Origin of the sequence: Mycobacterium sp. RTGN4 (assembly GCF_033804635.1) — a bacterium.
Lineage (GTDB): Bacteria > Actinomycetota > Actinomycetes > Mycobacteriales > Mycobacteriaceae > Mycobacterium.
Map to the genome: position 1 here is coordinate 1 of NZ_JAPZLB010000019.1, position 12732 is coordinate 12732.

A 12732-nucleotide genomic window follows, 5' to 3' on the forward strand; every position below is an offset into this window, starting at 1 on the left:
CAGCGGCAGGGAAACGCCCGGACCCATCCCGAACCCGGAAGCTAAGCCTACCAGCGCCAATGATACTACCCATACGGGTGGAAAAGTAGGACACCGCCGAACACCCATTAAGAATCACCCCCCGCGTAATGCGGGGGGTGATTCTATATTCCACATGAATTCCGAACAATTTATGGCAAATTCACCATTCATCGCGGAATGGCGAATTCCACCGTATCCTTTGCGGGGCAAGTGGAAGAACAGGAAGGTACCCGGTGGCTGACGACCGACAGGCTGGTGGTGAGGAGCGGCGTCCGCGGGGGACTTCCAACGCCGGCGCCTCGCGCGGCGGATCGCGTGATCGCCGCGGGGCGCCCCCGACGTCAGGTCCTAACCGTGCCCGCCATGCGCAGCCGCGACGCCAGGACGACGGGCAACGGCCGACACCGACAGGACCCCGGCTTCCCGCCGACATCGACGCAAGGCAGTTGTCGCCGGAGATTCGCGGCGAGTTGACCACGTTGGACAAGACGACGGCAGACTTCGTGGCACGTCACCTGGTCGCCGCTGGCGAGCTACTGGAAGAGGATCCTGCTGCCGCGCTGGAGCATGCACGAGCGGCGCGGGCACGCTCCGGTCGCATCGCGGCGGTCCGGGAAGCGGTCGGCATTGCGGCGTATCACTGCGGCGACTGGGCGCAGGCGCTCGCCGAGCTGCGCGCCGCACGCCGAATGGGCAGCCGCTCACCGCTTTTGGCGCTCATCGCCGACTGCGAGCGGGGTGTCGGACGGCCCGAGCGCGCCATCGAACTCGCGCGCAGCGCGGAAGCCGAACAACTCACCGGCGACGACGCCGACGAACTGCGCATCGTGGTCGCGGGAGCACGATCCGACCTTGGTCAGTTCGAACAAGCGCTGGCGGTGCTGTCGTCGCCGCCACTCGATCCGGCGCAAACCGGTCAAGCTGCCGCGCGACTTCACTACGCCCACGCTGAGACGCTGCTGGCCCTCGGCCGGTCGGACGAAGCCTTGCAGTCGTTCATGCGCGCGGCGGCCGCCGACGTCGAGGGAGTGACCGACGCCGAAGAACGCATCACGGAGTTGGCCTGAGGTGACTGCGCTCGCGGAGGAACACGACTGCCTGCTGCTCGATCTCGATGGAACGGTCTTTCGCGGAGCGGAAGCCACCGAAGGCGCTGTCGGCACGCTAGCCGCCGTCGAGGCCCGCACCCTCTACGTGACCAACAACGCGTCGCGCAGCCCCTCCGAGGTCGCTGACCACCTGGTACAGCTCGGGTTCGCCGCCGAGGCCGGCGACGTGGTAACCAGCTCACAAAGTGCGGCGAAGCTGCTGTCCAACCAATTGCCTTCTGGTTCAGCCGTACTCGTCGTCGGCACCGAGGCGCTGGCGGCCGAAGTCACCAACGTCGGGCTACGGCCCGTTCGGCAGTTCGCCGACGATACGGCTGCAGTCGTCCAGGGCCACTCTCCGCAGACGGGATGGTCGGACCTCAGCGAGGCGGCCCTCGCGATCCGCTCCGGAGCGGTGTGGATCGCCACCAACGTCGACCGGACATTGCCGTCCGAGCGAGGGCTGCTCGTGGGCAACGGCTCGATGGTGGCCGCCGTTCGATCGGCGACCGACAGTGAGCCCCAGGTGGCAGGCAAGCCCGCCCCGACACTGCTCAACGACGCGCTCAGCCGCGGCCGGTTCGAAAAGCCCTTGGTGGTGGGCGACCGCCTCGACACCGACATTGCAGGGGCGAACGCTGCCGAGTTGCCGAGCCTTTTGGTCCTGTGTGGCGTCAGCACCGCGGCCGACATGGTGTTCGCCATTCCCGAGGAACGCCCGAACTTCGTTGCCGCCGACCTGCGTTCGCTGCTTGCCGACAGTGCGGGTTTGCGCATCGGACCGCATCCGGCGTGGCAGGTCACCACCGAATCCAATGAGGTGACCGTGCGGTCGACGGGCCTGCCGGCAGAGGACACGCTCGCTGTCGTCCGCGCGACGGCCGCTGCGATATGGAGTACGGGCTGGACGGGTCAGCCACCCGTGCTGACCGCAGGTGACGAAGCGGCTCGCCAGGCGTTGGAACGTTGGTCGCTGCTCGCACAGCCCATCGGCTAGCGTGAACGACGATGACGACCGATCCCCAACAGATTCGTGGCGAGCTCACGACGTTGCTCGCCGGCCTTCCTGATCCCGATGCGCCCGACGCGGACATCGAGGAAATTGCGGCGCGGTTGGAGCAGGCACACGAAGTGCTCGTCGACGCGCTGCAATCGGTAGAGCGCAGCCCCACCGGCGGAGCGACGAGCTCGGGGATCGAAGGGTAGCGCACGTGGCACGGCGCGCTCGCGTAGACGCCGAGCTTGTCCGACGTGGGCTTGCCCGGTCACGTCAACAAGCCGCGGAGTTGATCGACGCAGGTCGGGTGAGCATCGACGGGCTCCCCGCCGCGAAGCCCGCAACGGCGATCACCTTGGACGCCCGGCTCGTCGTCGCCGAAGCAGACGAACGCAGCTGGGTGTCGCGCGGCGCGCACAAACTCATCGGTGCGTTGGATGCGTTCCAGCTGTCCGTGGACGCCCGTCGGTGTCTGGATGCCGGGGCATCGACCGGCGGTTTCACCGAAGTGCTGCTGGCTCGCGGGGCGCGCGAGGTGGTCGCGGCCGACGTCGGTTACGGCCAGCTCGCATGGTCGCTGCGGTCCGATCCACGGGTGACGGTGATGGAGCGCACCAACGTCCGGGCGCTCGATGCCGACGCCATCGGGGGCCCCGTCGACCTCGTCGTCGCGGACCTCTCCTTCATCTCCCTGTCCACGGTGCTACCCGCACTGACGGCATGCGCGTCAGCGGACGCGGATATCGTTCCCATGGTGAAGCCACAGTTCGAGGTCGGCAAGGACCGGGTCGGTGCCGGCGGGGTGGTCAGCGATCCCGCGCTACGGGCAGAGTCGGTGCTGACGGTGGCTCGCCGCGCGGCTGAACTCGACTGGCTGACCGTCGATGTGACGGCAAGTCCGCTGCCGGGTCCGTCGGGCAACGTCGAATACTTTCTGCATCTGCGCTCGCGCGCAGACCACCCGCTGCTGGGCGACGCGCTGACGTCAGCCGTCGCTCATGCCGTATCCGAGGGGCCGCAATGACGTCCGAGCGGACGATTCTGCTTGTCGTACACACCGGCAGAGAAGAAGCCACCGACACCGCGCGACGGGTGAAGAAGGTGCTGAGTGACAACGGCATCGGACTACGCGTGCTGGCCGCAGAGACCGTCGACCATCAACCGTTGTACCTGGGGCCCGACGAAATCAGTTCACTCGGGAACGGGATCGAGGTCGTCGACGCCGACGAGCGCGCCGCCGAGGGCTGCGAACTCGTGCTCGTGCTCGGCGGAGATGGCACTTTCCTACGCGCCGCCGAACTCGCCCGCAACGTCGAGATCCCGGTGCTCGGAGTCAATCTCGGGCACATCGGATTTCTGGCCGAGGCCGAAGCGGAGGCCATCGACAGCGTGCTCGACCACGTCGTCAACGGCAACTACCGCGTCGAGGAACGGATGACGCTCGACATCGTCGTGCGGGTCGACGGCAAGATCGCCCATCGGGGCTGGGCGCTGAACGAGGCCAGCCTCGAGAAGGGCCCGCGACTCGGCGTGCTCGGTGTGGTGCTCGAAGTCGATGGACGCCCCGTCTCGTCCTTCGGCTGTGACGGCGTGCTGATCTCGACACCCACCGGGTCCACCGCCTACGCGTTCTCCGCAGGCGGCCCGATTCTCTGGCCCAACCTCGAGTCGATCCTGGTAGTACCCAACAACGCTCACGCCCTCTTCGCCCGCCCGATGGTGACCAGTCCGGACTCGAGCATCGCCATCGAGGTCGAGGCCAGCGGGTACGACGCGATGGTGTTCTGCGATGGTCGTCGCGAAATGGTCGTCCCCGCGGGTGGACGGCTCGAGGTGACCCGGTGCGGTACCCCGCTCAAGTGGGTGCGGCTGGACAGTGCGCCATTCACCGATCGGCTGGTGCGCAAGTTTCGGCTGCCAGTCACGGGATGGCGCGGTCAGTAGTGCTCTCCGAGATCCGAATCGAGGCGCTGGGCGCCATCAGTGCGGCCACCGCAGAATTCGGCCGCGGCCTGACGGTGCTGACCGGCGAGACGGGCACGGGTAAGACGATGGTCGTCACCGGCCTGCACCTCCTCGGGGGAGCGCGGGCAGACGCCAGTCGGGTGCGTTCTGGCTCCAATCGAGCGCTCGTCGAAGGACGTTTCACGACAACCGAACTCGGCAACGGCGTATCGACCCGCATCGACGAGATCCTCGACTCGTCGGGCGCCGAGCGTGACGACGACGGCAGCATCATCGCAGCTCGTTCGGTCAGTCGGGACGGTCCGTCGCGCGCATACCTCGGCGGCCGAAGCGTGCCGGCCAAGTCGTTGAGTGGCTTCACTACCGAATTGCTGGCGCTACACGGTCAGAACGACCAACTGCGGTTGATGCGACCGGACGAGCAACGCGGCGCGCTGGACCGATTCGTCGACGTGACCGCGCTGCTCGCCAAGTACCGCCGACTCCGGAACGATTGGCTGACTGCCCGGCGAGATCTGACCGATCGACGCAACCGCGCCCGCGAACTGGCCCAGGAGGCCGACCGGCTGCAGTTCGGGCTTGGCGAAATCGATTCCGTAGCACCACAACCCGGCGAGGACGAGACGCTGGTGTCGGACATCCAGCGGTTGTCCGAGCTGGACGCGCTGCGCGAGGCGGCACAGTCAGCCCGGCTTGCGTTGTCGGGCGAGTTGGACGAGGCCGCGCCCGAGGTGACGTCGGCCGCCGATGGCGTCGGGCAGGCCAGAGCTGCGTTGCAGGCCACCGACGATGCGGCCTTGAGGGCGTTGGCCGACCGGCTTGGCGAGGCGCAGGCGCTGATCGGCGACGTGTCGACCGAGCTTGGCGGTTACCTATCCGAGTTGCCAAGTGACGCAAGCACCTTGGAAGGCAAGCTGGCCCGCCAGGGGGAGTTGCGCAATCTGACCCGCAAATACGCGGCCGACATCGACGGGGTGCTGCGGTGGGCACGCGAGGCCCGCGATCGGCTGGCGCAGCTCGACGTGTCCGAGGAGACGTTGGCGACGTTGGCGAAACGCGTCGACGAGCTCGAGGGGCAAGTCGTCGACTCAGGGGCCGCCGTGACCAAGGCCAGGACCAAGGCCGCGAAGGCGTTGGCCAAGGAAGTCACCGGAGAACTCGGCGGCCTGGCGATGGCCGGTGCCTCCTTCAGCATCGACGTGTCACCGCTGCGCGCACGCCCCGACGATTCAGCTCCGCTGACGCTGGCGTCCGGTGACGTCGTGCACGCGGGGCACGACGGCGTCGACGCGGTCGAGTTCGGGTTCACACCACACTCCGGGTCCGACGTGCTGCCGCTGGCCAAGAGCGCCTCTGGCGGAGAACTGTCGCGGGTCATGCTCGCGCTAGAGGTGGTGTTGGCCGCGTCGGCTGAGGGCACCACGATGGTGTTCGACGAGGTGGACGCCGGTGTCGGCGGCCGGGCGGCGGTCCAGATCGGCCGCAGGCTCGCACGGCTGGCCAAGACCCACCAGGTCATCGTGGTGACCCACCTGCCGCAGGTGGCCGCGTACGCCGATGTTCATCTGATCGTCGACAGCGGCGCCGGTCGTGGCAAAGCCAGCGAGGTCCGCCTGCTCGACGATGACGATCGCGTGGCCGAACTGGCTCGCATGCTGGCGGGGTTGGGTGAATCGGATAGCGGCCGCGCGCACGCCCGCGAGCTGCTCGAGTCCGCACGGACGAACGCAACGTCATGAAACGTCATCCAATATGTGTTGCAGATGTGACAAAACATAACTTGTGAGGCTGGTGTTACGGCGCGCCTCCACCTCAACTTGAGGGTTGGCCGACAGAATCGGCCGAATGAAGATGTCAGCGCTGCTCTCGCGTAATGCCGAAACTCGCCCAGGCTTCTCGGGTACCGCCCGAGTCGACCGCGATATCGATCGGCTACTGCGTCGCGTCGGGCCTGGTGACATCGTCGTGCTCGACGCCCTGGACCTCGACCGGATCACCGCGGACGCACTCGTCGAAGCAGGGGTGGCCGCGGTCGTGAACGCCTCCACGTCGATCTCGGGCCGCTACCCGAACCTCGGCCCGGAGGTGTTGGTCGCCAACCACGTGACACTCATCGACGACACCGGCCCCGACGTCTTCAAGAAGATCAAGGACGGCGCCCGAGTTCGGGTGAACAACGGCGGCGTGTACGCGGGCGACCGGCGCATCGCGCACGGCACCGAGCGCACCGACGAAGAGATCCATGAGCTCATGCACGAAGCCAAGAGCGGGCTAGTCGCCCACCTGGAAGCCTTCGCCGGCAACACCATCGAGTTCATTCGCAGTGAGAGCCCGCTGCTGATCGATGGGATGGGCATCCCCGACATCGACGTCGACATCAATCGCAGGCACGTCATCGTCGTCGCCGAGGATCCGAGCGCGGCCGACGACCTGAGGGCGCTCAAGCCGTTCATCAAGGAGTATCAACCCGTCCTGGTCGGTGTCGGCACGGGAGCCGACACCCTGCGCAAGGGCGGTTACCGGCCCCAACTCATCGTCGGCGATCCCGAGTCGATGAGCGTCGAGGTGCTTCGGTCGGGCGCTCAGGTGGTGCTGCCCGCCGACGCCGACGGGCACGCCAAGGGACTGGAGCGGATCCAGGATCTCGGGGTCGGCGCCATGACGTTCCCCGCCGCAGGTTCGGCTGCCGACCTGGCGCTTCTGCTCTGCGATCACCACGGAGCGTCACTCATCGTGACCGCGGGACACAGCGCAAGCATCGAGGAGTTCTTCGATCGATCCCGGCAACAGAGCAACCCTTCGATGTTCCTGACCCGGCTCAAGGTGGGGGAGAAGCTGGTCGACGCGAAGGCCGTGGCCACCCTGTACCGCAGCCGGGTGTCGGGCGGCGCGATCGCACTGTTGGTGCTGGCGATGCTCGTCGCCGTCATCGCCGCACTATGGGTCTCCCGCGCGGATGGCGCCGTGCTGGAGTGGATCACGGCCTACTGGAACCAGTTTTCGCTCTGGGTGCAGAGCCTGGTCACTTAACCGATCTCGACGACGTCCGAGGAGGGTGACCGGTGATTTCCCTACGTTCCCACGCGATTTCGCTGGCGGCGGTGTTCCTGGCGCTGGCCGTCGGCGTGCTCCTGGGCTCTGGCCTGTTGTCCAACACCCTGTTGTCCGGGCTTCGTGACGACAAGGCGGAGCTGCAGAATCAGATCAACGGCCTCACTGACGAGAAGAATGCGCTCAACGAAAAGCTGGTTGCCGCTGGCGAATTCGATGCGCAGATGTCACCGCGGATCCTCGGCGGCACGCTCAAGGACAAGACGGTCGTGGTGTTTCGCACCCCGGACGCGGCGGACGACGACGTCGACGGGCTGACGCGTTTCGTGTCGGCCGGAGGCGGCACGGTTTCCGGCACGATCTCCTTGACACAACAGTTCGTCGATGCCAATTCCGCCGAGAAGCTCATGTCGGTGGTCAACTCGCCCGTCGTGCCTGCCGGACGGGCGCTCAGCACGAAGCTGGTCGACCAGGGGTCGCAGGCCGGCGACCTGTTGGGCATCGCCCTGCTGAGGGGCCGGGACCCCGCCGTTCCGCCCGTCGACGACACCCAACGCGACACCGTGCTCGCCACGCTGCGTGACACCGGCTTCGTGAGCTATGGCGGCGAGCGGATCGGTCCGGCCGACGCGGCGCTGATCGTCACCGGCGCCGGCCTGGGTGACGACGCAGGAAATCAGGGCGCCACGGTCGCGCGTTTCGCCGCTGGGCTCGCCCCTCACGGTTTCGGGACCGTGCTCGCCGGGCGGGACGGATCGGCGTCCGGCACCGCAGCAGTCGCAGTGACTAGGTCCGACGCCGGCATGAGCGGCGCCGTGAGCACAGTCGATGACGTCGGCAGCCAGGCTGGTCGGCTCACCGCGGTGCTCGCCCTGCACGACCTCGTCGGCGGTGGAAAGCCTGCGCAGTACGGCACTGGGCGCGGCGCGACATCGGTGACCGTCCAGCAATAGGCGCTCCCCTCGGCGCGTCAACGGCACTGTGTCGGGGTCGGTGTTAGGGTGAGATTCCGTGGGTCGGCAGGCCCCGAAGCTAGGCCCGTCCTAGAAAAGTAAGCCCTGCCCCATTGCCACGGAGGTTGCACTTGCCATCGTTACGCAAGCATCCGCAGACCGCGACCAAGCATCTCTTCGTCAGCGGTGGCGTCGCGTCCTCGCTCGGCAAGGGCCTGACCGCAAGCAGCCTCGGACAACTGCTCACTGCGCGCGGCCTCCAGGTGACGATGCAGAAGCTCGACCCCTATCTGAACGTCGACCCGGGCACCATGAACCCGTTTCAACACGGTGAGGTGTTCGTCACCGAGGACGGTGCGGAAACCGACCTCGACGTCGGTCATTACGAGCGCTTCCTCGACCGCAACCTGTCCGGGTCCGCGAATGTGACCACCGGCCAGGTGTATTCGACCGTGATCGCCAAGGAACGGCGTGGCGAATACCTCGGCGACACCGTTCAGGTGATCCCACACATCACCGACGAGATCAAGAGCCGCATCCTGGCCATGGCCGAGCCCGACAGTAAGGGTCGGCGGCCGGACATCGTGATCACCGAGATCGGCGGCACGGTCGGCGACATCGAATCCCTGCCGTTCCTCGAGGCCGCCCGCCAGGTCCGGCACGAGGTGGGGCGCGACAACGTCTTCTTCCTACACGTCTCGCTGGTGCCATACCTTGCGCCATCGGGCGAGCTGAAGACCAAGCCAACCCAGCACTCGGTCGCTGCGCTGCGCAGCATCGGCATCAGTCCGGACGCGCTGATCCTGCGCTGCGACCGCGACGTGCCCGAACCGCTGAAGAACAAGATCGCGTTGATGTGCGACGTCGACATCGACGGCGTCATCTCGACCCCGGATGCGCCATCGATCTACGACATCCCCAAGGTGCTGCACCGCGAAGAACTCGACGCATACGTCGTGCGACGGCTCAACCTGCCCTTCCGCGACGTCGACTGGACCGAGTGGGACGACCTGCTGCGCCGCGTGCACGAGCCGCAGGAAACAGTGCGGATTGCCTTGGTGGGCAAGTACATCGACCTGTCCGACGCCTATCTGTCCGTCGCCGAGGCGTTGCGGGCTGGCGGATTCAGGCACCATGCCAAGGTCGAGATCCGCTGGGTGGCGTCCGACGACTGCGAGACCGACGTCAGCGCCGCTTCCGCGCTCGGTGACGTCGACGGCGTACTGATTCCCGGCGGCTTCGGCATCAGGGGTATCGAGGGCAAACTCGGGGCCATCAAGTTCGCCCGCAAGCAACGCCTGCCAGTGCTCGGCCTGTGTCTCGGCCTGCAGTGCATCGTCATCGACGCGGCGCGTTCGGTCGGCGTCGACGGGGCCAACTCCGCGGAGTTCGATCCGAAGACCCCCGATCCGGTCATCTCCACGATGGCTGATCAACGTGACGCGGTCGCAGGCGAAGCCGACCTCGGCGGAACCATGCGCCTTGGCGCCTATCCGGCCGTGCTCGAGCCGAATTCGATCGTGGCGGAGGCCTATCAGTCCACGGAGGTGTCCGAACGCCATCGTCACCGGTACGAGGTCAACAACTCCTACCGCGACCGAATCGCCGAGAGCGGCCTGCGGTTCTCGGGCACGTCCCCCGATGGTCATCTCGTCGAATTCGTCGAGTACGCGCCGGAGGTCCACCCATTCCTCGTCGGAACCCAGGCCCACCCCGAGTTGAAGAGCCGCCCGACGCGGCCACATCCGCTCTTCGTGGCATTCATCGGCGCCGCCATGGACTACAAGGCCGCCGAACGGTTGCCGGTCGAACTGGCCACCCAGCGGCCCAACGGCGCCGAGCTGTCAGAACCCGCGCACCGTGGCTGAGCACGAATTCGAAACGGTCTCAAGCGAAACCCTGCACGTCGGCAAGATCTTTGCGCTGCGGGCCGACGAGGTACGCATGCCAGGCGGCAACACCGCTCGCCGCGAGATCGTCGAACATTTCGGAGCAGTCGCGATCGTCGCGCTCGACGAGAGCAACAACCTCGCGATGGTCTACCAGTACCGGCACGCGGTCGGTCGCCGGCTGTGGGAGCTGCCCGCGGGACTGCTGGACATGGGAAGTGAACCGCCGCAAGTCAGCGCGGCCCGCGAGCTCGAGGAAGAAGCCGGCTTGCAGGCGCGCGATTGGGGCGTGCTCGTCGACGTGCTCTCGGCGCCCGGATTCAGCGACGAATGTGTCCGCGTGTATCTCGCGACCGGGCTCACCCGGGTCGATAGGCCCGCCGCGCACGACGAGGAAGCCGACCTGAAGCTGGAGTGGTTCCCGCTGGTCGATGCGGTCAAGATGGTGCTCAGCGGCGAGATCGTCAATTGCCTTGCGGTGGCCGGAATTCTGGCCGCGCGCACCATCGACCGGGACGTGCAGCCGTTGCGTCCCGTCGATGCGCCATGGCCACTGCGGTCCACCGCATTCGCCGCGCGGCAGGCCGCGCAGTGACCACCGTCCACTCTGATCATCTCCCAGGTCACGGCGAATTGATCGGAACGCTGGACGGCCAGGTTCAGGGCTACCTCGAGCACTTGACGATCGAGCGTGGCGTGGCGGCCAACACCCTGAGCTCCTACCGGCGCGATCTCCGTCGCTACACCGCTCACCTCACGACGCGGGGCATCGACGACCTGGCCGCGGTTGCCGAGGCCGACGTCAGTGACTTCCTGGTGGCGCTGCGGCGCGGTGACGCGGACGGCGGAGCTCTGCCGCTGTCGGCGGTGTCGGCTGCCCGCGCCTTGATCGCCGTTCGTGGACTGCACCGCTTCGCCGCGTCCGAAGGTCTGACGGCAGTCGACGTCGCGCGCGCGGTCAAACCTCCGACACCGAGCCGGCGGCTGCCGAAGAGCCTTTCACTCGACGAGGTGCTGGCGCTGCTCGACGGCGCCGGTGGCGACAGCGAGGGCGACGGACCCTTGACCCTGCGCAACAGGGCGCTGCTCGAAGTGTTGTATTCGACCGGCGCCCGGATTTCGGAGGCCGTCGGGCTGGACGTCGACGACATCGACACGCATTCGCGCTCGGTGCTCTTGCGTGGCAAGGGTGACAAGCAGCGGTTGGTTCCCATCGGCAGGCCCGCGGTGAGCGCACTCGACACGTATCTGGTGCGTGGCCGTCCCGACCTTGCGCGACGGGGCAAGGGCACGCCCGCCATCTTCCTCAATGTTCGAGGCGGACGGCTGTCGCGTCAGAGCGCGTGGCAGGTGCTGCAAGACTCCGCGGAACGCGCAGGCATCTCGTCGGCGGTCTCGCCTCACACGCTGCGCCATTCGTTCGCGACTCACCTGCTCGAGGGGGGCGCCGACGTCAGGGTCGTACAAGAACTGCTCGGCCACGCGTCGGTGACGACGACGCAGATCTACACGTTGGTGACGGTGTCGACGCTGCGCGAGGTCTGGGCCGGCGCACATCCGCGGGCCCGGTAGCGGTGACCGCTCCCGACCACCCCGTAGTGATCGTCGGAGCCGGACCGGCTGGCATCGCCGCCGCGGTCAGCCTCAGCGATCTCGGCGTGAAGTCGTTGGTGCTGGACCGCAGTGACCAGGTTGGTGCGTCGTGGCGTTCGCGATACGACCGCCTGCGGCTCAACACCGGACGTCAGTCCTCCCATCTTCCGAGGCGTCCATACCCCAAGGGCACGCCCGCCTTTCCCACCCGCGACGAGGTGGTGGCACACCTCGAGCACCACGCCGGGGAACGCGGGATAGAACTGCGGCTCGAAACCCCTGTGGAACGCGTCCTGCGCCGCAAACCCTCCGGGTGGGGCGTCGTCACCCCGGACGGCATCGTTGACGCCGCGCACGTCGTCATCGCCACCGGCTATGCGCACACCCCGGTCATGCCCGACTGGTCAGGCGCGACGTCGTTCGCGGGTGAGCTGCTGCACTCGGCGAGCTACCGCAATCCGACGCCGTTCGTCGGGAAGCGAGTGATGGTGGTCGGCGCCGGATCGTCGGGCATGGAGATCGCCCACGACGTGGCCACCGGGGGAGCGGCCAAGGTGTGGCTGGCGGTGCGCACGCCACCGAACATCCTCTCGCGGCGGGGGCCGGCCGGACTGCCGGGAGACGCCGTCGCAGTGCCGCTGTACCACTTGCCACCTTGGATGTCCGACGTGATGGCCCGCACCGCACGCACGGCCACGTTCGGCGACCTCAGCGAGTTCGGCCTGCCCATTCCCACAGAGGGTCCGTTCGCCAGGGCGCACCGGCTGCACGTCGCACCCTCCATCGTCGACCGCGACGTGATCGATGCGATCCGCGACGGCTCCATCGAGGTGGTGTCGGCGTTGACGGGCTTCGACGGCCCATCGGGCGCGGTGCTGGCCGACGGCAGCCAACTGCAGGTCGACGCGGTAATCGCGGCGACGGGCTACTCGTCTGAGCTGGAGCCGATGGTCGGGCACCTCGGCGTGCTCACCGACGCCGGAGTACCGCTGGCGGGTGGCGACGTACCCGCCGAGCGCGGGCTCTGGTTCCTCGGGTTGCTGTCGCGGCCGGCGCTCATCGGCTACGTCTCCCGACAATCGATCCGGATGGCAGGACGCATCGCCCGCGAATTGGCCGAGGCGGGCCGGACCAAGAAGAAGCTCTTCTAGGCGCAATCGCGGTTTCCCCGACAC

At 67.3% G+C, this 12732-nt stretch carries 12 protein-coding genes and 1 rRNA gene; all 13 read left to right on the forward strand.

Annotation, left to right across the window (positions count from 1 at the left end; translation table 11 throughout):
* Nucleotides 1-102: ribosomal RNA gene (gene rrf, locus SLQ30_RS29330) — 5S ribosomal RNA — on the forward strand; the annotation flags it as partial.
* Between the two features lie 152 nt (nucleotides 103-254).
* Nucleotides 255-1088, forward strand: a complete 834-nt coding sequence (locus SLQ30_RS29335) for a tetratricopeptide repeat protein (RefSeq protein WP_319450559.1) — start codon at nucleotides 255-257, stop codon at nucleotides 1086-1088.
* A 1-nt stretch (nucleotide 1089) separates the two neighbouring features.
* A complete protein-coding gene (locus SLQ30_RS29340) occupies nucleotides 1090-2106 on the forward strand; it encodes an HAD-IIA family hydrolase (RefSeq protein WP_319450558.1) in 1017 nt (338 codons plus the stop codon).
* A gap of 11 nt (nucleotides 2107-2117) precedes the next feature.
* On the forward strand, nucleotides 2118-2315 hold the full coding sequence (locus SLQ30_RS29345; protein WP_319450557.1) for a hypothetical protein: 198 nt from the start codon (nucleotides 2118-2120) through the stop codon (nucleotides 2313-2315).
* A gap of 5 nt (nucleotides 2316-2320) precedes the next feature.
* Nucleotides 2321-3130, forward strand: coding sequence for a TlyA family RNA methyltransferase (locus SLQ30_RS29350; protein ID WP_319450556.1), 810 nt, complete (start codon nucleotides 2321-2323; stop codon nucleotides 3128-3130).
* Nucleotides 3127-4050, forward strand: a complete 924-nt coding sequence (locus SLQ30_RS29355; RefSeq protein WP_319450555.1) for an NAD kinase — start codon at nucleotides 3127-3129, stop codon at nucleotides 4048-4050. Before SLQ30_RS29350 ends, SLQ30_RS29355 begins: the two co-directional genes overlap by 4 nt.
* Nucleotides 4050-5810, forward strand: a complete 1761-nt coding sequence (gene recN, locus SLQ30_RS29360; RefSeq protein WP_319450569.1) for a DNA repair protein RecN — start codon at nucleotides 4050-4052, stop codon at nucleotides 5808-5810. Before SLQ30_RS29355 ends, recN begins: the two co-directional genes overlap by 1 nt.
* A 106-nt stretch (nucleotides 5811-5916) precedes the next feature.
* Nucleotides 5917-7101, forward strand: coding sequence for a putative cytokinetic ring protein SteA (gene steA, locus SLQ30_RS29365; RefSeq protein WP_319450554.1), 1185 nt, complete (start codon nucleotides 5917-5919; stop codon nucleotides 7099-7101).
* A 32-nt stretch (nucleotides 7102-7133) separates the two neighbouring features.
* On the forward strand, nucleotides 7134-8075 hold the full coding sequence (locus SLQ30_RS29370; RefSeq protein WP_319450553.1) for a copper transporter: 942 nt from the start codon (nucleotides 7134-7136) through the stop codon (nucleotides 8073-8075).
* A gap of 131 nt (nucleotides 8076-8206) precedes the next feature.
* Nucleotides 8207-9943 (forward strand): CTP synthase, encoded by a 1737-nt coding sequence (locus SLQ30_RS29375; protein ID WP_319450552.1) that lies wholly within the window; start codon nucleotides 8207-8209, stop codon nucleotides 9941-9943.
* Entirely contained in the window at nucleotides 9936-10559 is a 624-nt protein-coding gene (locus SLQ30_RS29380) for an NUDIX hydrolase (protein WP_319450551.1), read from the forward strand. Before SLQ30_RS29375 ends, SLQ30_RS29380 begins: the two co-directional genes overlap by 8 nt.
* Nucleotides 10560-10600: 41 nt before the next feature.
* Nucleotides 10601-11536, forward strand: a complete 936-nt coding sequence (gene xerD, locus SLQ30_RS29385; RefSeq protein WP_319450568.1) for a site-specific tyrosine recombinase XerD — start codon at nucleotides 10601-10603, stop codon at nucleotides 11534-11536.
* Nucleotides 11537-11538: 2 nt separating this feature from the next.
* Entirely contained in the window at nucleotides 11539-12708 is a 1170-nt protein-coding gene (locus SLQ30_RS29390) for an NAD(P)/FAD-dependent oxidoreductase (protein ID WP_319450550.1), read from the forward strand.
* The last annotated feature ends 24 nt before the right edge of the window (nucleotides 12709-12732 follow it).

Coding starts and splice junctions, on each gene's coding strand:
- SLQ30_RS29355 (WP_319450555.1), top strand. CDS start 3,127: ATGACGTCCGAGCGGACGATTCTGCTTGTCGTACACACCGGCAGAGAA.
- steA (WP_319450554.1), top strand. CDS start 5,917: ATGAAGATGTCAGCGCTGCTCTCGCGTAATGCCGAAACTCGCCCAGGC.
- SLQ30_RS29345 (WP_319450557.1), top strand. CDS start 2,118: ATGACGACCGATCCCCAACAGATTCGTGGCGAGCTCACGACGTTGCTC.